Origin of the sequence: Psychrosphaera sp. B3R10 (assembly GCF_018861025.1) — a bacterium.
In the GTDB taxonomy this organism is placed as follows: Bacteria; Pseudomonadota; Gammaproteobacteria; order Enterobacterales; family Alteromonadaceae; genus Psychrosphaera; species Psychrosphaera algicola.
Genome location: NZ_JAHKQH010000044.1, coordinates 97130 through 117544 on the forward strand (window position 1 = coordinate 97130; position 20415 = coordinate 117544).

Sequence of the window (20415 nt, forward strand, 5' to 3'; positions counted from 1 at the left end):
CAGATGATATCGTTCTTCGTTATAACTCTCATCCTAAAAGTAATTCCGTCAGATTAAAAGCGAGAATCATGACAGACACTAAATCAATTCGTACAACGCTCAGAGCAAGATTTAGGGCACTAAGGCAATCGTTATCGCCTAACGCTCAGCAACAGGCCAGTGAAGCCTTAGCTTTGGCCTGTAACAGCTTGTCCAAAAACACCCAAGTTGTTGCACTTTACTTACCAAACGATGGCGAAATTGATCCAACCTTAGCGATTAAACATTTATGGCAACACAATAAACATGTGTTATTACCGGTCATAGACCCAAACAATAAAGGTCATCTCATTTTCCAGCGTTATGAACAAGATACAAAATTACCCCTAAATCAATACGGCATTCCTGAACCTAAATATGACCCAGCTGAAATTGTCGATATCACGACGATTGATATCATCTTTATGCCACTCGTTGGATTTGACTCACAGGGCAATAGACTCGGCATGGGTGGCGGTTATTATGACCGAACATTAAGCGCCGTCGCACCACACAAGCCAGTTCTTATAGGCCTCGCGCATGATTGCCAGCAAGTTGATAGGCTTCCTGTTGAAGTCTGGGACATACCTTTGCATATCATTTTAACGCCAAGCCAAAAATTAATCACAAAACACGGTGAAAAGTTATTCGAGCTACCGTTATAATACGCTTTACTTAGTACATAATAAGCCCACAATGAAAGCTCATTAACAGCCTACAATCTGGAACAAAAATGACACAAGATGAATTAAAAAAAGCCGCGGCTTATGCAGCCCTCGATTTTATTGAACCTGATACGATTGTCGGCGTTGGCACAGGCTCCACTGTAAATCACTTTATCGACGCCTTAGCCACTATTAAGAACAAAATTACTGGTGCCATTTCAAGTTCAGATGCATCCACTAAAAAGTTAAAGGATTATGGAATCGAAGTTTTCGACTTAAATGAAGTTTCCTATATAGATGTGTACGTCGACGGTGCGGATGAGATCAATTCTGATAAGGCTATGATAAAAGGGGGCGGCGCTGCCTTAACTCGTGAAAAAATTGTCGCAGCCGTTGCTCGAAAATTTGTTTGTATCGTAGACAACACAAAACAGGTTCGATTTCTTGGCGAGTTTCCTCTACCAATTGAAGTCATTCCAATGGCTCGCAGCTACGTTGCCCGTGAGATTGTCAAACTTGGTGGTGACCCGGTTTATCGTGACGGTGTTGTTACCGACAACGGCAATGTGATCTTAGATGTCTTCAACATGAAAATAGCGCAACCAAGAAAACTTGAAGAACAATTGAATAATATCGTCGGTGTTGTGACCAATGGATTGTTTGCCCATCGCTGCGCTGATGTCGTGATCGTTGGTAATCCCGATGGCGTCGAAATTCTATCCTAATATTTGCTATCGCTAATTCGTCTTTAACTAAAGTTGTTTAAAGGTGTAAATTATTTTGAAATACGCATTAGAATTTCTAATTTATACCAATAAATTACTTTATTAAAGACGCAAAATAGAGTATTAATTCTAAATTAAGTCAATTTCTTCACCGTGGGGACAAATAAAAGAATGAGCAACGTATCACTAGCCAAAGATAAAATTAAGATATTACTACTTGAAGGTTTACACCAAAGTTCAGTAGATACACTTAAAGCACAGGGCTACAACAATATTGAATCCCTTAAAACGTCTCTTCCAGAGGATGAGTTGATCGAGAAGATCAAAGACGTTCATTTCATTGGTATTCGTTCTCGCACACAATTGACTAAAAATGTATTTGCTCACGCTAAGAAACTAGTCTCTGTTGGATGTTTTTGTATTGGTACAAATCAGGTTGACTTAAAAGCGGCTAAAGAAAAAGGCATCGTGGTTTTTAACGCGCCCTTCTCTAATACCCGTTCGGTTGCCGAGTTAGTTTTAGGTGAAATTCTTTTACTTATCCGTGGCGTTCCAGAAAAAAGTGCTAAAGCGCACCGTGGAGAATGGAATAAGTCTGCTGTTGGCTCATTTGAAGCTCGTGGTAAAACACTTGGTATCGTTGGTTACGGTCACATTGGTACTCAGCTCGGTATTATGGCTGAAAATATTGGTATGAAAGTCCAATATTTTGATATTGAAACTAAGTTAAGTCTTGGTAACTCTTCGCAAGTCGCATCAATGCAAGAATTGCTAAATACGTCTGATGTCATTTCACTTCATGTTCCTGAAACTGTGCAAACCCAAAACATGTTTGGTGCTGCAGAATTCGAACAAATGAAACAAGGCGCTATTTTCATTAACGCATCTCGTGGAACAGTTGTTGATATTGACGCATTGGCTGAAGCTATCAAAAGCAAAAAATTATCTGGTGCAGCAATAGACGTATTCCCTGTTGAACCAAAATCAAATGATGAAGAGTTTGTCTCACCACTTCGTGGATTAGACAATGTTATCTTAACGCCACATGTTGGGGGATCAACTCAAGAAGCCCAGGAAAACATTGGCATCGAAGTCGCAGGAAAAATGGCAAAATATTCAGACAATGGTTCAACCCTTAGCGCGGTAAACTTCCCTGAAGTATCCTTACCTGAACATACGGGTCGAAGCCGCCTGTTGCATCTTCATAAAAACCAACCTGGTGTTTTAACAAAGATAAATGAAGCATTTGCTAAACACAATATCAATATCGCGGCTCAGTATTTACAAACTGACGATACTCTAGGTTATGTTGTTATCGACATTGACGCCGATGATCGTAAAGTGGCTCTTAAAGAACTAAAAGCCATCGAAGGTACAGTTAAAGCTCGTATACTTCACTAAGCATTCGCTCTCGCCATACAAAAATGACGATAAAATTAAGCCGAGTTTTTTAACTCGGCTTTTTTATTTGTAAAAATTTTCAAGTGGTGCTTTACACCAGTAGTATTTACTGTATATTTAAACAGTCTTTTGTTTAAATAATCTACATCAGGAGTTTACTATGGCTGTTGCAACCCAATATGTTGTGATCCGTACGACTAGACAAAATGAGGAGCAAGAAGTAATGACATTTACCGACAAGCGTGCCGCTGACGATTACGACAAAATGTTAGATATGGCAGACGGCATGTTTGAACTTCTGCATAATTCAGACGTAACCTTGTCTGAAGAACAATGTGAAGAACTCAGTATTTTTCTTGCCAAAGAGCGCGAAGAGGTTCTTATAGCCCTTCAAGCGAAGAAAAAACCAGTGCCAAAAAAAAGTGAAAAATCAGTAAAGGCGAAAGCCACTGATAAAAATCAGGCAGATTTACTAGACGAAGAGCAGATCAGTAATCAGAGTTTGTCTGACACTTTAATCGTTAAAAAAGACAGTAAAAATAAACAAAGCAAGTCGGTTGCTGAAACAGACAGCGACGACAAACTTGTCGATTTTGTTATAGAAAAAGACGAAGCTGCTTGATATTTAATTGATTTAACTCCATAAAGAGCCAATTAATTTAGTTTAACGCGTCTCTTGTGGAGTTTAACCTTGAATAAAAGTCTTTTAACAAACCTAATTGCATTTGTCGCCTGTTTACTTGGATGGCAATTTTCTATTGAATGGCTATTTATTACCGCGCTATTCGCTTTGTCTGGTGCAGTTACTAACTGGCTAGCTGTACATATGTTATTTGAAAAAATACCGGGGCTATATGGCTCTGGTGTTGTGCAAGTTAAGTTTAAACAGTTTAAAAACGGTATCCAAACATTAATAATGGAGCAGTTTTTTACAGAAGAAAACTTATCTAAGTTTATGTCTGAGCAAAATACCTCTCCACAACCAGCTGGTTTTGATCTAAAGCCGATCATCGAAGATGTTGACCTATCCCCCGCTTTTGACTCTCTCATTGTTACAATTCAAAACAGTTCATTTGGCAGCATGTTAGGTATGCTTGGTGGTGTAGAAGCGCTAGCACCAATGCGTGAACCATTTGTCGAAAACTTAAAAACATCAATAGTAGAAATTAGTCAAACAGATGATTTTCAACAAAAGCTGTTAACTAACCTATCTGATCCGCAGCACATGTCAGATATAAAACAAAAGGTAGATGCCGTTGTCAGCCAACGTCTTGATGAATTAACGCCGCAAATGGTGAAAACAATCATCCAAGATATGATCCGTACACATTTAGGTTGGTTGGTCGTGTGGGGTGGTGTTTTTGGCGGCTTAATAGGCTTTGGTGCGCACTTAGCCGGTATTTAAATACCGGCTAAAACCAGCAACCTCATATTAGTAGCCTAAAAGCTAATATAGTCTCGTTGCTGGCGTTTACCTATCGTTCTTCATTATGGTTTGGACTAACGACGTAAATCTAGTCGATTTGACTCTTGCAACCATCGCATATATTCAATAAATGGCATTGGTTTTGAGTAGAAATACCCTTGGCCAATGAGTCCTTCATAGTCTTTAAGCATATTTGCGACAACTTCTGTCTCAATACCTTCTGCAACAGCTTTGACTTTCAGTCGGCTTGCTAACGTAATTGTCATTTCAGTTATTGTTTGGTTCCGCTCCGACACATCAATATTCATAAAACATTTATCAATTTTTAATTCATGGAATGGTAACTGCGACAAATAGTCTAGGCTCGAATAACCTGTACCGAAGTCATCGATAGCAATTTTAAATCCTTGTTCGTATAAATCGGTCAGAATACGTTTGGCTAATTTAGGATCTTCTGCTGTCGCTGATTCGGTTAATTCAAAAATGATTGATGCCGGTGGGATACTAAAACGACTGACTGTTGTTAAAATATGCGCGACGAGACTATTATCATTTAAATCTTTACCCGAAATATTAATCGATACTGTGTGTTCAAATCCTAATTTCAGCAGTTTACTATGCTGAGATAACCCACGCTCAATTACCCATTCAGTCACTTGATGAATAACACCGGTTTCTTCTGCAATATCGATAATATAATCTGGTGGGATAAAGCCCATTTCAGGGTGCATCCAACGTAATAACAATTCACTACCTACAACGTCTCCAGTGGCAATATGGATCTGTGGTTGGTGGTATAATTCTAAATCGTCATCTTCTATCGCTTTCTGTAATTCCGCAGCTAACGCGAATCTTTTGTGCATATCATCAGACCGAGATTGATCAAACTTAACCCAACTCAAGTCATTGTTTTTTGTCGCACGAATCGCCTGATAGGCGGAAATTAGTAATTTATCTCTTTCTTTAATATCGGTAGGGTAATTCACCATACCGGCAACGCAGCTGACTGATAGTGAAACGCCATTTATTTCAATTAAAGAAGAAACCCCTTCTTGTATCGTCAAAAAGTTGTAGTTAAGTGCCTCATCATCTAACTCTCCCATAAAGAGAATTGCAAAGTTAGAATCTGAAATTCGAGCGATATTGTATTGCTCTGTTTGGCTATCGACTTCATCAAAAAAATGTGTGGTGCTAAAACCTTTTGCGTAATCGGCAACATTTTTAAATAAAGTTTTAAAAAACGTATTTGCACTTTCTATCCCTAAAGCAGGAATGATTTCTTTTGCTTGAGGTACTTCAAACACAGCAAGACTGAATGGAATGCGGGCATCAACTAGCTTTTTCAAGGCTTTCTCCAATGCCAACGAATTAGGCAATCCGGTCACACCGTCGTGATGCATCCGGTACTCCTTATCAATTTCATTAGCACGGAATCTGTCCATCAATGCCACAGACATAATGCATATTTCAGCTAATACCCCTAAAACAGCGCCATTTCGCGTGACAAAGTTGTACGGTACACCACCATTAAAGGCTGCAACGCCAACCCCTACTCCCACAAATAAAGGAAGCCAACTCGCAATATAATATTTAACCCACAACATTTTACTTTTGACGCAATTCATTATCAAAATGACGGCATAGCAATAAACACTCGCCACTGCAGCAAAATAATAAGGTGTTAATGTGGCTTCAGTAAAAACAAAACCACTTGCGGCAAAAACAAACATCAGTGACGACAATTTTCGGCCTAAATTAATAAACCAAGGTTCAATCTTATCCATTCTCAAAAAGGAAATCGCAAATCGGATAGCAAACGCTAACCCACAAAAATGCGAAATCATGAGATGCTGATTAAACCACTGGGCAATACTGATAGGCAGTATGTAAAAAATAAAGCCGTTTATTAGGGATAATGTAAAACACGCAAAAAATACATAACCGATGTAGTTCATGTAAGACGTATCGCCTATACCTCTGAACATAAAGAAGTTATAGATGATCATGATCAAGGATACGCCAAGAAACGATCCCAAAAGTAAAAATTGCGCGGTACTTCTAAAAATTGAATCTTTAATTGGCTCGATGATTATTGGACTTGCACTGGCACCATTGGTTTGAACATGGATGTATATTGATTTAGTACCATCGAATAGTTTAAAGATGTTAATTTGAGGGACGACATAATCAAGAGTTAAGTCGTTAGTGGACTTATCTCCAAGATGGCGTTCATCAATTACATTACCATTTTCAATTAGATAAAATGAAATCGTATCTAATGTAGGGTTATCGACGGTAACGGCAAAGGCTTGGTCAATTGGTGCGGCAAAGTCGTTGAGGCTCAATCGGTACCATACGGAAAAATCGAGCGACTGTGGTTTATGCATATGAACTTTACTATCAGCAAACATCCCTACAGGGAGTCTCTGAATTTGTTCAATGTTTAAAGGACTTGTGGAGTCATCAACGTATAATATATCAATGCTATTACTAAGATCCGTGCCGTCGATTGCGACTATGTCGTTAGCAAAGCTTGAACTTAATGTTAATAAAAATATTAAGGCTGCGAGTAAATATCCACCTTTGTATCTTTCCAATCGTTTTATGACCAAAGTCAACTCCGTTTGCCTCTCGCAAGCATCAATTTCAACACGTTTAATAGTTACAGTTTAGAACAGTTAAAAATAATTGAAATGATTTTTTCTAAAAATCAAAGCTTTGATTTCACTTCGATTTTTAGAAATGCACTTGGCGTTTATCCTAAAGACTTTTCGTCTCGGTCAATACGACTCGCAATTGCTCCGTCCTGGTCTTTGTATTTTGCATCTATTCGCGAACGATACGGGTTAGCCGCAGGTCCTGATAAGGTTTCAAAGCTAAGTGCGCCAATCTTCATATGCGGCTTTAATGCCAATGGCAATTTACCTGAATTGTAGAATTCTAGTACGATATTACCTGACCAGCCTGGATCTATGCGGTGAGCCGTTACGTGCACCATTAATCCTAAACGGGCTAATGAAGAACGGCCATCTAACCAACCAACAAGGTTGTCTGGTATCGTGATAGATTCATGTGTCATCGCTAATGCAAGTTGTCCAGGGTGAAGAAAAAACGCTTTTTCCTCACTAATAATAATTTCGTCACTCATTATCGATTCAAGCGCTTTTTCAGTCTCAGCTTTCGGACCACTTAAATCAATGTAAGGCGCGGCATGATCTTGGAATACACGAAAGCGATTTCCTAACGTTAAATCGACAGTAACCCCGGTGATATAATCGTCCGAAGGTCTAGGCGAAATGGCAATAAGCCCCTCGTTTAAATGATTGATTATGTCGGTATCGCAAAGACGCATGAGTTTTTTCCTATTGGGTATTGGCTGTTACGCCAGCGTAATAATTTGTTGAGTCTGTTTAGACAGTTGCATCATAAGTGAAAATGCCAATTGCTGGTACTCTTTATCTTCATTTTCTGACATTACAAACGGTACACCTGAATCGCCAGAACTACGTACTAATGGATTTAACGGCAATTCAGCTAACAAAGGGACGTTATGATTAGACGCACACTTTTCGCCACCACCTGTACCAAAAAGATGATGGATATGGCCACAATTATCACAAACAAATTGACTCATATTTTCGACAACGCCAAGCACCGGAGTAGCAACTTTTTGAAACATCTCAATGCCTTTTTCAGCGTCAGCCAACGCCACATTTTGTGGTGTTGTGACGATTAATGCTCCGTCACACTTAACGTTTTCTGACATCGTCAGTTGTATATCACCAGTTCCCGGCGGCATATCAACTAATAAGATATCTAACTCAGGCCAATTAGTCTCGTTGACGACCTGCATCAAAGCGCGTGATGCCATCGGTCCTCGCCAGATTGCCGCTTTGTCTTTTGGAATAAGAAAACCTATAGAATTGAGCGCGACGTCAAACTTAACATGTGGTTCCATCGTTTTTTCATCTTTCGTGGTAACCGATTCCCCTTCCAAACCAAACATCATTGGCATCGATGGCCCATAAATATCCGCGTCAAGCACACCGACTTTGTGGCCTAATTTGGCCAAGGTTACAGCTAAATTTGTTGTAACCGTTGATTTACCCACTCCGCCTTTACCAGACGCAACCGCGACGATACTTTTAACGCCGCTGACGTTTGAATGATTTCCTACCGTTGGCTTGTAGACATATTCAACATGGGGATAAATATCGTTTACGTACTCTGCCAAAAATGTTGATACTGTTGCAGATTCGAAAGGCAATGACACGACTAATCTTTTGCCTTTTTGCTCAATTTCGATCTGACCAAAAATCCCCTTAGGAAACCATTTGTTGTTAACTGATTTGAGTCTATCTCGTATCTGATTTTTTTGTTCAGAGAGATCTTTACCGGTAAATAGTTTAGTTAGATTCATTTTATTCAATTTCTAGGTGTATAGATGGGTGCATATTGAGGCTAAATTATGTAACATCACGGCTTTGATTAGTAGTGTTAACTGCACTATCTTTTTTCTACTTATTAAGTCCGCCTGACCACAGGCCACTAAAGGTTTTTTCAACATTATGACAGCGACTCGCAAAATCCTTATTACGAGTGCATTACCATACGCAAATGGTTCTTTGCACTTAGGCCATTTGATGGAATATGTGCAAACCGATATTTGGTACCGTTTCCAAAAAGCACAGGGTAACGAATGTTATTACGTTTGTGCCGATGATGCGCACGGCACACCTATTATGTTAAGGGCACAACAACAGGGCATAGCTCCTGAAGATATGGTTGCTGAAGTTCGAAAAGAACGAATTCAAGACTTTGCCGACTTCCATATCGAGTTTGACAATTATCATAGTACGCATAGCGATGAAAACCGCGAGCTTGCTTCATTAATTTATAACAAACTAAACGATGCGGGTTATATCGCTCGTCGTTCGATTAGTCAGCTGTTTGATCCTGAAAAAGAAATGTTTTTGCCAGACCGTTTTGTAACTGGAACTTGTCCTAAATGTGATTCACCAGATCAAAATGGTGATAACTGTGACAAGTGCGGCGCTACATACGGTCCAGTAGATTTAAAAAATCCTAAGTCGGCTATTTCTGGTGCAACACCTGTACTGAAAGATTCTGAACATTACTTTTTTGACCTGCCAAAATTTGAGCCTATGTTAAAAGAATGGTTGCACAGCGGCAGCATTCAAGCCGAAATGGCAAACAAATTAGAAGAGTGGTTTGAGCAAGGACTACAACAGTGGGACATCAGCCGCGACGCGCCATATTTTGGATTTGAAATTCCAAATGCGCCGGGCAAATATTTTTATGTCTGGCTTGACGCACCAATCGGTTACATGGCCAGTTTCAAAAATTATTGTGATAATAACAATGTAAATTTTGATGAGTTTTGGCAAGCGGATTCAGAGGCTGAGCTATACCATTTTATAGGTAAAGACATCATCTATTTCCACAGCCTATTTTGGCCTGCTATGTTAGAAGGCGCAAACTTCCGCAAACCGACTAATGTATTTGCCCATGGGTTTGTTACGGTTAATGGCGAAAAAATGTCTAAATCTCGTGGCACGTTTATTAAAGCAAGAACGTACCTAGACCACCTCAATCCAGAATATCTTCGCTATTATTTTGCGGCGAAACTCAATAGCGGGATCACCGACCTAGATCTTAATCTTGACGACTTTGGCCAGAAAGTGAATTCAGACTTAATAGGTAAAGTAGTTAACATCGCAAGTCGATGTGCCGGCTTTATTAAAAAACGCTTTGAAGGCCAGTTGTCGGCCACTATCGACAGCCCAGAATTATTGCTTGAGTTCCAACAAGCCAAAGAATCTATTACAGCAAACTATGAAAACCGCGAATTTGCAAAAGCAATCCGCGAAATCATGTCGTTGGCAGATAAAGCCAATAAATACATTGACGAAAAGGCACCATGGGTAACCGTTAAAGATGAAAACCTGCAGCAACAAACACAAGATGTTTGTTCTATGGGAATTAATCTATTTAGAATTTTAATGATCTATCTTAAACCGGTATTACCAGCGATGGCGAAAGAAGTTGAAACATTCTTGAATAACGAGCTTACTTTTGACGGCGTAGACGCACCACTTGTTAGCCACGAAATCAACAAATTTAAAGCTTTAATGCAACGTGTCGACATGGACAAAGTTGCTGCAATGGTTGAAGATTCAAAAGAAAGCTTAGCTGCAACGCAACCTGTAAAAACAGGACCATTAGCAGATGACCCAATTGCCGATGAAATTGAGTTTGACGACTTTGCCAAAATTGACCTTCGTATCGCTAAAATTATAAAGGCGGAACATGTTGAAGGGGCAGAGAAACTGCTGAAGTTCCAACTTGATATTGGTGGTGAGACACGCCAAATTCTATCTGGTATTAAGGCTGCTTATTCGCCTGAAGATTTAGAAGGAAAACTAACCGTTGTCGTGGCGAATCTGAAACCACGAAAAATGCGATTTGGTATGTCTGAAGGCATGATCTTAGCGGCCGGACCTGGTGGCAAAGAGTTGTGGATATTAGAACCACACGAAGGCGCCCAGCCTGGTATGCGAGTTATGTAGCTTGTATAAATAAATATTAGAGCCAGCCGTCGTGCTGGCTTTTTTGTATTAGACTGCAAATTGTCAAGCCAACTGCCTCAAGCGCTAAAACCGATAACGCAGCTTAAGGCCACTTGTCAGAACACCGCCATTGTCGGTCGGTATATAAAGTAAATCCCCGCCAATTGTCCAATCTTGGTTAACATCATACTCAGCTCCAACAAATGGACTCACTCCTAATGTCACAATACCATCTATATTGGTTGCCAAATTTCGACCGTAACCCGTCGCCGCAGCAATTGACACGCCATAACTAATCTCAATATTGGAGTCAAAAAATGGCATTTGGTTATACCAAATTTGATACCCCAACAAATAACTACGCTTGTTGTAACTATTAATAAATGTGCTTATAAACCACCTATTATAAAAAATAGATGTAATTTTATTGTTTTCATTAGTCGCGTTATCGTTTGTCCTATCTACATGATAAGTATCCAAACCTAACCACAATGCGACGTGTTGGTTTTGAGCTGCATTTGTCGACCAACTATTCAATGTAATGATAATGAAAATAATTGGTCTTAAAAATTGGCTTAACTCGTTATTTTTATTCATAATGAGTTTGAACATCCAATAATAATAATTAGTAATCGTACTCAATCATAAAGGGAATGAAGATGGACTCATCTCAGTTTACACCAGTACATTGGTTAAACCATTGGTCAGAAACCACTCCAGATAAAATATTCTTAGAGCAGCCTGTCGATCGCACCTATCAAACGCATACATGGTCGCAAATAAAGGCAAAAGTAGATCATGTTTCTTCAAGTTTATTCCAACTTGGACTAAAACGTGGAGATAAAGTCGCTATTTTTGCAAAAAACTGTGCCGAATGGATTATTGCCGACCTTGCTATAATGAGAGCCGGGATGGTCAGTGTTCCAATCTACCCTTCAGCGAACGCTGAAACTGTTCAATATGTTTTAGAACATTCTGAGTCAAAGGCCGTTTTTATTGGCAAAATTGACAAATGGGAGCTCGCAGAACCTGGCGTTACTGGAAACATAATTCGCATAGATATGGGTTACAAAACCATGCCGTGCCAATACAGTTGGGCACAATTAGACAATTTTGGCAGCCCTATTCCGGATTTTGTTCCCCATATTGACGACCTAATGTCGATTATTTATACGTCTGGGAGCACAGGTAATCCAAAAGGTGCAATGGTAAATTACAGTGCATACGGTTGGGCAAACCAGCAAATTGTTAAAGTACTTGGCATTGATGAGAAAGAACGATTTTTGTCCTATTTGCCATTAGCCCATATTACCGAACGCGTACTTGTTGAGGGTGCAGCATATCACTCGAATATGACGCTCTATTTTACCGAGTCGCTCGAGCATTTTGTTAGTGACCTGCAATATGCCAAACCGACTATTTTCTTTAGTGTTCCACGACTATGGAGCCTATTTCAAAAAAATATTATCGACAAAATTGGCAATACCAAACTTAACATCTTGTTATCCATTCCGATTGTTAGTGGCTTAATAAGAAGTAAAATCCAAAAAGGTCTAGGGCTAGAACATGCACGTCTAACCGCGTCGGGATCTGCTCCAATTTCACCGGCTATTATTCGTTGGTACCAAAAAGTAGGTATTAACATTTGTGAAGCTTGGGGAATGACCGAAAATTGCATCTACGCTTTAGGTAACTTTCCGTTTAATGAACGCATGATTGGAAGTGTCGGGCCGGTACTTGATGGTTGTGAAATTAAAACCACGGATGAGGACGAGCTGCTATTTAAAAGTCCTGGGCTATTTTCTGGGTACTACAAAAACGAAGAAGCAACCAAAGAAGCATTTGATAAAGATGGTTTTTTCCGCACCGGCGATTTAGCTAAAATTGGTGAATTAGGCGAAGTGAAGTTAATTGGCCGAGTAAAAGATAACTTCAAGACCGCAAAAGGCAAGTTTGTATCACCAGTTCCTATTGAAAAAATGTTAGCACAGGATACACACATTGAACTGCTTTGTGTTGTCGGTTCTGGCATGTCAGCACCGGTCTGCTTAGTACAATTGTCTGAAGGTGCGAGCCATCAGCCAAGAGAACAAGTTCGCAGTGCATTAGCCAATACGCTTAAAGGTATTAATAAGAGACTTGAGTCCCATGAGTGCATTGGGGCAATGGTAGTTGTTAAAGAAAGTTGGACACCAGAAAATGGTATTTTAACCCCAACGCTTAAGATTAAACGCCATGTTCTCCACGAAATGTATAATGAAAAAGTAGATGAACTAAAAGGCAATCAAGTCATTTGGGAAGATGAATTGAACGCCTAACGTACGATAAAATCAGGTCCGGGCACGACACCCGGACCTTTTCTCATAAAAATACTGTTGTAAAACAGAGTTTAAAATTCAAACTTCAAAATTTCATCGCCTTTAATCTTAAATAATCTAACGAAGCAAATCCTCTGAACTAAGATCATATAGCGACATTGATGTATTCGGAGGATCCCATGAATAACGTAATGAAATGCCAAGCCGCTACAATTAATGAATATTTTTGCCATCATAAATCCCTTGAGCTCGCAGAATTTATGTCTGACATTAATATGCCATTTGATCAACAAGATCGGGTTTTGAATGCAATTCAGCGACTGTCGAAGCCGTCAGCACGAAAGATTAGTATAATTCTGGAACTTGCGGGAAATAACACTATGACCGAGCAACTACTCAAATAACCAAATGCAGTAAATCAGACTAAAGAATGCGCTAATCTGATTTACTTTGAATACCTAAGTTTCATACATTTGATAGACAAGGACGTCTCTTTTTTATAAATATCAATTAGATGTCATACTATGCAATTCAGTTTATTAATCCCATTCCTTATAATGAACGTAGCAGTTCAAAGTCTCATCAGCCTAGGTTGAGCTAAACATTTGTTAGCTAATTTAGTGGCTGACAATTCAAGTTATGATCTTCTATGAATTTTTAATTAATTGCTCGTGAAGTCGTTTCACCTGATCACGCAACTCACCCGCTTTTTCAAACTCTAGGTTTTTAGCGTGTTCTAACATTTGCGCCTCTAGTGTTTTAATTTCTTTGGCAATTTCTTTTGGAGATTTCGTACGGTAATCAACCAAACCTTCTTTAACCAAAATTTTCATCGCCGCATTATTCGGCGCTTTTCCTTCGCCAAGATCCATGATGTCACCAATCTTTTTGATAACACCCCGAGGAGTGATCCCATGTTTTACATTATGCGCATGTTGCTTTTCACGACGGCGGTCTGTTTCATCAATCGCTTTACGCATTGATTTTGTGATCCGATCACCGTACAAAATTGCTTTACCATTGACGTTCCGCGCGGCGCGACCAATGGTTTGGATAAGAGATCGTTCCGAGCGTAAAAAGCCTTCTTTGTCGGCATCTAGTATTGCAACCAAAGAAACCTCAGGCATATCTAGGCCCTCTCGGAGTAAGTTAATACCAACTAATACATCAAAGTGACCCGCCCGCAGATCTCGAATAATTTCGATACGTTCAACAGTATCTATGTCCGAATGCAAGTAACGAACACGGATGCCGTGATCAGCTAAGTAATCAGTCAGATCTTCAGCCATACGTTTAGTTAATGTCGTTACCAGTACACGTTCATTTTTTTCAACTCTAATACCAATCTCAGACATTAAATCATCGACCTGAGTACCGACCGGACGCACTTCGATAATTGGGTCTAATAAGCCTGTCGGGCGAACTACCTGCTCGGCTACTTCGCCATCGGACTTTTCAATTTCATAGTTACCTGGGGTCGCTGAAACATATATCGTTTGCGGCACTAAACGCTCAAATTCATCAAATTTGAGTGGTCTATTATCTAATGCTGATGGCAACCTGAAACCAAATTCAACCAAATTTTCTTTTCTTGAACGGTCTCCTTTGTACATAGCGCCAACTTGTGACACGGTAACATGGGATTCATCAATAATTAGTAGGCCATCTGATGGGAAATAATCAATGAGCGTCGGAGGCGCTTCACCTGGGTTTCGAGTTGACAAATAACGAGAGTAGTTTTCGATGCCAGAGCAATAACCTAATTCCTGCATCATCTCAATATCAAATAATGTCCGTTGACTTAGTCGCTGTTCTTCCACCAGTTTGTGGGACTCTCGAAGTTGCTTTTTACGGCTCTGTAATTCAACTTTGATTTCTTCAACCGCGGCTAAAATTTTAGCTCGTGGTGTAACATAGTGAGTTTTAGGGAAAATAGTCGCCCTTGTGATCTTTTTCTCAACGGCACCGGTGAGAGGATCAAACCAGGTCAGTTTCTCGATTTCTTCATCAAACAATTCAACCCGCACGGCAAACTTATCTGAATCAGCAGGATAAATATCAATAACATCGCCGCGAACACGATAACAACCTCGCTGGAAATCGATGTCATTACGTTTATATTGCAGTTCTGCCAACCGACGTAAGATTTGACGCTGGTCAACCATATCCCCAACTTTGAGATGCAATAACATTTTCATATACGACTCGGGATCACCCAGACCGTATATTGCAGATACCGACGCAATGATAATTACGTCGCTACGCTCCATCAGCGCCTTTGTGGCGGACAAACGCATCTGTTCGATATGTTCGTTTATCGTTGCATCTTTCTCAATGAAGGTGTCCGTAGAGGCAACATAAGCCTCTGGTTGGTAATAGTCATAATAGGAAACAAAATACTCAACTGAATTATTTGGGAAAAACTCTTTCATCTCACCGTACAACTGGGCTGCCAATGTTTTATTGTGGGCCATTATTAACGTTGGACGAGAAACCTGTGAGATGACATTCGCCATGGTAAATGTCTTGCCGGTCCCCGTTGCACCAAGTAGGGTTTGATAAGCTAAACCGTCATTAAGCCCCTCAACTAGCTTTTTAATTGCCGTTGGTTGGTCTCCATCTGGTTTATATTCACTATGTAATTCAAATGGTTTTGATTGTTTCTCTAACATAATTAAGTGGTTACCAAATCGGGTTTAGGAAGGTTTTTAATAAACCAAAAGTACGCAATGAATGCGGTGAATACGTTGCCGATTAAAGCCCCGACAAAAAGTCCAGGCAAGCCATAAAAATAGGAACCTACAAAAGCAAATGGCACATAAAAGACAAACAGACGAATAACGCTTAACACCAACGCCACCATCGGTTTGTGTAAAGCATTAAACGACGAATTAGATAAAATTATGATGCCCTGTAAGCCATAGCCTAATGGCAGAGTCCAAAGGAACAATTTAATGACCTCCATCACTTCCGGATCGTCTTTACCAAACGCGATTGCAATATAACCTGCAACGAGCAGCAATACGACATAAACAGCGGCTTGCCACACTAACACAAATTTAATGCACATTTTGTAGGCCTGTTCGACCCGATCCCAATTACCCGCACCAAAATTTTGACTAATAAAAGGCGGTAATGTCATCGATAAGGCCAATACCACAATACTTGCCATCGACTCTATTCGAGTCCCTACCCCAAAGCCGGCCACTGCGGCGTTACCATGTACCGCAATCATCGCCGTAAGTATTGCCATCGCAATTGGCGTTAACATATTTGCCCCAGCAGCTGGCAATCCAATCCCCAAAATTCGACGGCTAATGCCAGCAAACTCACCAAGAGATAAACGTCGAATATTGATTAACTTTTTCTGAACCGCTAATACATAAAATACCGCAGCAAAACCCACCGACCATGCAATCACGCTGGCAATAGCTGCGCCTTGGATCCCGAGTTCTGGGAATGGGCCGTAACCAAATATAAGCAAAGGATCTAAAATCGCGTTAATGAAACCACAGGACGCCATAATCACACTAGGTGTTTTGGCGTCACCGAATGCTCGCAATATTGAATTACCCACCATCGGTGACATTAAAAAAACCGCACCGATATACCAAATATCCATGTACTCGTGGATGAGTGGCAATAATTCTGGACCAGCGCCAAGTGAGGTAAAGATCAAATCGGTGAATAAAAAGGTCACAAATGCTAAAACAGATACTAACAAAAACGACAAAATCAGAGCGGCAAATCCGTCATCTTTTGCTGCATCTATGTTACCGCTGCCGCGGGCTTTAGCAATAACAGCGGATGTTCCGATACCTAACCCGATTGATAAACTGATTATGGTAAATGTGATAGGAAAGGTAAAACTGATCGCAGCCAACGGCTCAGTCCCTAATAAACCGATAAAATAAGTATCAATCAAATTGAATGACATCAACATCAGCATGCCGACCACGACTTGTTTAGTCATTTTAGACAAGATTGGAGAAATTGGAGCGGTTAATAGATCCTGCTGAGCAGACATATTTTCTGAGCCATTAATTTAAAAAAGCCATTTTAAAGAACTTCTCAAGTGGTTACACCTATTGATTTTAAATAAATGTAAGAAACTTGATCTAATATCGAATGCGTTTCTTATATCATTATGGTATTGCCGCGCAAAGTGGCCCAAATGATGCCCACTTTTAATATGTGGTTTAATATAATATTTAGGCATATTGATCCTATTTATTGCACAAAAATGGCGCGTTGTGCACAGCGGTTGTTTACAAAAATGACATTACGGTTAATATTCATCCCGATCATGAAAGTTACCCACAAAAACAATTTAACCCATTGATATAAATGGATATATTAAAAATGTAACATTTTTTCAACTTAGAGTATTGACACACGTTCTTACTGGCCTGAAGCAATATATAACAAACTCATTCACAAACTTATCCACAGAAACAGTGGATAACATTCTGTAAGCCATGAGTAACAAAGATCAACGGATCTTTTTGGCAAAAAAATAATTATATTTTTGAGATTTCAATTGCAATAATTGCAATATCGATTGACGCTATCGTGCCACTTTTCACTTATGGTTTGACAAATTTGATTAGGAACTGAGCAAACAGTTAAAAAACTGTCACTTTAGCCATAAAAGAGGTTGACAGGTAGGGGGCGGGTAATTAACATTGCGCCCCGTTGTCAGATGGCACTTTGTTCCCCCTTAGCTCAGTTGGTTAGAGCGACGGACTGTTAATCCGCAGGTCCCCCGTTCGAGTCGGGGAGGGGGAGCCACTTCAACGTACTACAATTTGATATTTGTTCCCCCTTAGCTCAGTTGGTTAGAGCGACGGACTGTTAATCCGCAGGTCCCCCGTTCGAGTCGGGGAGGGGGAGCCACTTCAAAATATCATTTACAATATATACCGTTTTATAGTTCCCCCTTAGCTCAGTTGGTTAGAGCGACGGACTGTTAATCCGCAGGTCCCCCGTTCGAGTCGGGGAGGGGGAGCCACTTCTTTTGGCTAAAATCACGATTCCCTTAAGCCACCGCAATATTTGTTAACAAACAAACTGTCCGCTATTCACTCTAAATTGTTTATTTAACTGACCTTTTCTGTTTAAATAAGTGCTTATTATTTCCACTGCATTTAAAATCAAATGCAAATACCCGTGCTGTTTGAGGGAGCAAATATGAATAAGCTGAGAAATCTGCTTTTAATTCAATTATTAACAGGACTTTTAATAGGTGTAGCTGTTGCCGGCGCAGGCCTCTTTACAATTTCTACATTAATACATAGCGAACAGCAGTATCATAAAGAATTGATCCAACAATTTTCTATTGGTAATTTAATTGATGAACCTAAGCTGCTGTCCAAACAGTTAAAAGCATCAATTGAGTTTGAATATTTAACGATCAAAGATCGTGAAGGCCATGTACTTTATAGCTTCAATAAAGCCCAAGAAGACATGCCTGTGTTGACCAGTATTTTGAAAGAAGCCGATTTGCACACCACACCAAAAACCTTAGCAAGCCCTGAAGGTTCGTTGTTAATAGACTTCCACTCTTCTTATGACGACATATTAACCCCTGCCCTCTCTGCGCTTATCGTCGCTATTTCAACGCCACTCATCATTGTCTTAATTAGCTTTTTGCTGTTTCGAATTTCAATGGGTCAAATTTTTAGACAAGTTGCTCAAGACTGCGCTAAAAATATTGAAAGTGTCATGACTGACAAATCTGAAGTAGAGCTACAGGAGTTACCTAAACAATTTAAATTAATTGAAAAATCAACGGCAAAATTAAAAGCCTTTTTTGAAAATCAATTAGTCGAATTTGAAAACTCTGCATCTGAATTAAAAACAGAAGCATATAAAGATAGCCTGACGAACTTGCCAAACCGCACACGATTTGTTGAAGAGTTTGAACAAGAAATTGGCCAGCCAGACAAACATAATCAATTTGGCGTCTTACTTTTATTGCGTGCGACGGAATTGCAGCATATTAACCAATCTAAAGGTTATCAGTCGGGTGATAAATACGTTAAGGGCATCTCAGATATTCTGGTCAGCGTGGTTGGTACATACTCTAACGCCAAACTTTACCGTTTAAATGGTTCAGACTTTGGCATGATTTTGCCAAATATTACGGCAAAAGAAGCAGACACTATGGCGCAAAATATTCACTCTCGATTGAACGAATATATGCGAATTTCTGAATTATCAGCTGTTGGCAGCATGGGCATTGTTACTTATGGTCATGGTAAACCTTTAGGCGAGTTACTGGCATCTGCCGATACCGCAATTAGTTTAGCGCAAACCAAACACGTAAATGCTTGGCATGTGCATAAAGACAACAACCTCGGTCAAACATCAGCAACCACATTTGGTAACCAAAATTGGCGTGCTGTTATTGATGATGTCATTAGCAATGGCAATGTCACTTTGCTGTTCCAACCAATTAAAGCGGCAAATCGCGGAACAAAAGCCTATTCTGAAGTTTTATCTCGATTTAAATCAGACGATGCGCAAGTGTTGCCGACAGCGTCATTTTTAGCTATGGCCGAAAAATTGAACCGCGTGGTTGAGATTGACCAACTCATAGTTGAAAAAGTCCTAGAGCTGATTAAAACGAAGAGCATTACTGACCAATTTTTTGGGATCAATGTAACGCCGGCCTCAGTTCACAATGACCAGTTTATGATTTGGTTGGAAAGAAAATTATTAAAAGAAGCGTCAATAGCGACAAAATTAGTATTTGAAGTGAGTGAGTTTGGCTTGCAACAAAATATTAATTCAAGTCGTCGTTTCATCAACATGATCCATCGTGCCGGTGCTCGGGTAACGGTTGAGAAGTTTGGCGTAGGTATTACATCCTTTAAGTTTTTCCAAGAACTTAAACCTGATTTCATCAAACTTGATGGCAGTTACACTCGCAACATTGAAGATGAAAAGAACAATCAGTACTTTATTCGTATGATCGTCGATTTATCGCATCGTATCGGTGTAAACGTACTGGCTGAGTGTGTTGAAACTCAAGAAGAAAAACACGTATTAGAGAAATTGTTTGTTGACGGTTGTCAGGGCTATTATTTAGGTAAACCTGGACCGTTATAGGTCATTCGGCCTTACTGTTATTATTGAACAACAGTAAGGCTTTGACAAAATCACATCCCAAGCATAAACCCGTCGTATTTTAACGAACAGACAGGTCTGCCGCTCAAATTCATTGTCGTTTTGAAACCCTAATGCGGATCCAATAATAATTTTTACATC

At 39.8% G+C, this 20415-nt stretch carries 15 protein-coding genes and 3 tRNA genes; 12 read left to right on the top strand and 6 right to left on the bottom strand.

The features are described from left to right. The first annotated feature begins 68 nt into the window (after positions 1–68). The 5 genes from KO525_RS17140 (at position 69) to KO525_RS17160 (ending at position 4214) form a co-directional block, all read left to right on the top strand. Complete coding sequence (locus KO525_RS17140; RefSeq protein ID WP_215965055.1) at positions 69–683, top strand: 5-formyltetrahydrofolate cyclo-ligase; 615 nt, start codon at positions 69–71, stop codon at positions 681–683. Positions 684–751: 68 nt separating this feature from the next. Continuing rightward, entirely contained in the window at positions 752–1408 is a 657-nt protein-coding gene (gene rpiA, locus KO525_RS17145) for a ribose-5-phosphate isomerase RpiA (protein WP_215965056.1), read from the top strand. Between the two features lie 171 nt (positions 1409–1579). Beyond that, positions 1580–2809: a phosphoglycerate dehydrogenase gene (gene serA / locus KO525_RS17150; RefSeq protein ID WP_215965057.1), complete on the top strand. Its 1230-nt coding sequence runs from the start codon at positions 1580–1582 to the stop codon at positions 2807–2809. Between the two features lie 160 nt (positions 2810–2969). After that, positions 2970–3431 carry a YebG family protein gene (locus KO525_RS17155; protein WP_215965058.1) on the top strand — a complete coding sequence of 154 codons (462 nt, stop codon included), beginning with the start codon at positions 2970–2972 and terminating at the stop codon, positions 3429–3431. Positions 3432–3500: 69 nt separating this feature from the next. Then, positions 3501–4214 (top strand): DUF445 domain-containing protein, encoded by a 714-nt coding sequence (locus KO525_RS17160; protein ID WP_215965059.1) that lies wholly within the window; start codon positions 3501–3503, stop codon positions 4212–4214. 95 nt (positions 4215–4309) lie between these two features. On the opposite strand, the gene KO525_RS17165 is transcribed toward KO525_RS17160, so the two are convergent. From KO525_RS17165 to KO525_RS17175, 3 genes are all read right to left on the bottom strand, one after another. Then, the gene (locus KO525_RS17165) at positions 4310–6847 is read right to left on the bottom strand and encodes an EAL domain-containing protein (protein ID WP_215965060.1); all 2538 of its coding nucleotides are present in this window, start codon (positions 6845–6847) and stop codon (positions 4310–4312) included. A 143-nt stretch (positions 6848–6990) separates the two neighbouring features. Continuing rightward, positions 6991–7587, bottom strand: coding sequence for a dCTP deaminase (gene dcd, locus KO525_RS17170; RefSeq protein ID WP_215965061.1), 597 nt, complete (start codon positions 7585–7587; stop codon positions 6991–6993). A 27-nt stretch (positions 7588–7614) separates the two neighbouring features. After that, positions 7615–8655, bottom strand: a complete 1041-nt coding sequence (locus KO525_RS17175; protein WP_215965062.1) for an Mrp/NBP35 family ATP-binding protein — start codon at positions 8653–8655, stop codon at positions 7615–7617. A 148-nt stretch (positions 8656–8803) separates the two neighbouring features. On the opposite strand from KO525_RS17175, the gene metG reads away from it, so the two are divergent. After that, on the top strand, positions 8804–10825 hold the full coding sequence (metG, locus tag KO525_RS17180; RefSeq protein WP_215965063.1) for a methionine--tRNA ligase: 2022 nt from the start codon (positions 8804–8806) through the stop codon (positions 10823–10825). Positions 10826–10909: 84 nt separating this feature from the next. Here metG and KO525_RS17185 read toward each other — a convergent pair whose 3' ends face one another. Then, the gene (locus KO525_RS17185) at positions 10910–11422 is read right to left on the bottom strand and encodes a hypothetical protein (RefSeq protein ID WP_215965064.1); all 513 of its coding nucleotides are present in this window, start codon (positions 11420–11422) and stop codon (positions 10910–10912) included. Between the two features lie 62 nt (positions 11423–11484). Between KO525_RS17185 and KO525_RS17190 the strand changes: the two genes are divergently transcribed. Together KO525_RS17190 and KO525_RS17195 are read left to right on the top strand one after the other, a co-directional pair. Further along, positions 11485–13143, top strand: coding sequence for an AMP-binding protein (locus tag KO525_RS17190; RefSeq protein ID WP_215965065.1), 1659 nt, complete (start codon positions 11485–11487; stop codon positions 13141–13143). A gap of 179 nt (positions 13144–13322) precedes the next feature. Continuing rightward, entirely contained in the window at positions 13323–13547 is a 225-nt protein-coding gene (locus KO525_RS17195) for a hypothetical protein (RefSeq protein ID WP_215965066.1), read from the top strand. 243 nt (positions 13548–13790) lie between these two features. Here KO525_RS17195 and uvrB read toward each other — a convergent pair whose 3' ends face one another. Both uvrB and KO525_RS17205 read right to left on the bottom strand, forming a co-directional pair. Beyond that, a complete protein-coding gene (gene uvrB, locus KO525_RS17200; RefSeq protein WP_215965067.1) occupies positions 13791–15815 on the bottom strand; it encodes an excinuclease ABC subunit UvrB in 2025 nt (674 codons plus the stop codon). A 2-nt stretch (positions 15816–15817) separates the two neighbouring features. Continuing rightward, positions 15818–17188: an MATE family efflux transporter gene (locus KO525_RS17205; protein ID WP_371744427.1), complete on the bottom strand. Its 1371-nt coding sequence runs from the start codon at positions 17186–17188 to the stop codon at positions 15818–15820. A gap of 669 nt (positions 17189–17857) precedes the next feature. On the opposite strand from KO525_RS17205, the gene KO525_RS17210 reads away from it, so the two are divergent. The 4 genes from KO525_RS17210 to KO525_RS17225 all read left to right on the top strand — a co-directional run bounded on the left by KO525_RS17210 (position 17858) and on the right by KO525_RS17225 (position 20256). Further along, a tRNA-Asn gene (locus KO525_RS17210) sits at positions 17858–17934 on the top strand. Between the two features lie 28 nt (positions 17935–17962). After that, a tRNA-Asn gene (locus tag KO525_RS17215) sits at positions 17963–18039 on the top strand. Between the two features lie 38 nt (positions 18040–18077). Further along, positions 18078–18154: transfer RNA gene (locus tag KO525_RS17220), tRNA-Asn, on the top strand. 179 nt (positions 18155–18333) lie between these two features. Further along, positions 18334–20256 (top strand): EAL domain-containing protein, encoded by a 1923-nt coding sequence (locus KO525_RS17225; protein ID WP_215965069.1) that lies wholly within the window; start codon positions 18334–18336, stop codon positions 20254–20256. Positions 20257–20415: the final 159 nt, after the last annotated feature.

Coding starts and splice junctions, on each gene's coding strand:
- KO525_RS17140 (WP_215965055.1), top strand. CDS start 69: ATGACAGACACTAAATCAATTCGTACAACGCTCAGAGCAAGATTTAGG.
- rpiA (WP_215965056.1), top strand. CDS start 752: ATGACACAAGATGAATTAAAAAAAGCCGCGGCTTATGCAGCCCTCGAT.
- serA (WP_215965057.1), top strand. CDS start 1,580: ATGAGCAACGTATCACTAGCCAAAGATAAAATTAAGATATTACTACTT.
- KO525_RS17155 (WP_215965058.1), top strand. CDS start 2,970: ATGGCTGTTGCAACCCAATATGTTGTGATCCGTACGACTAGACAAAAT.
- dcd (WP_215965061.1), bottom strand. CDS start 7,587: ATGCGTCTTTGCGATACCGACATAATCAATCATTTAAACGAGGGGCTT.
- KO525_RS17175 (WP_215965062.1), bottom strand. CDS start 8,655: ATGAATCTAACTAAACTATTTACCGGTAAAGATCTCTCTGAACAAAAA.
- metG (WP_215965063.1), top strand. CDS start 8,804: ATGACAGCGACTCGCAAAATCCTTATTACGAGTGCATTACCATACGCA.
- KO525_RS17185 (WP_215965064.1), bottom strand. CDS start 11,422: ATGAATAAAAATAACGAGTTAAGCCAATTTTTAAGACCAATTATTTTC.
- KO525_RS17190 (WP_215965065.1), top strand. CDS start 11,485: ATGGACTCATCTCAGTTTACACCAGTACATTGGTTAAACCATTGGTCA.
- KO525_RS17195 (WP_215965066.1), top strand. CDS start 13,323: ATGAATAACGTAATGAAATGCCAAGCCGCTACAATTAATGAATATTTT.
- uvrB (WP_215965067.1), bottom strand. CDS start 15,815: ATGTTAGAGAAACAATCAAAACCATTTGAATTACATAGTGAATATAAA.
- KO525_RS17225 (WP_215965069.1), top strand. CDS start 18,334: ATGAATAAGCTGAGAAATCTGCTTTTAATTCAATTATTAACAGGACTT.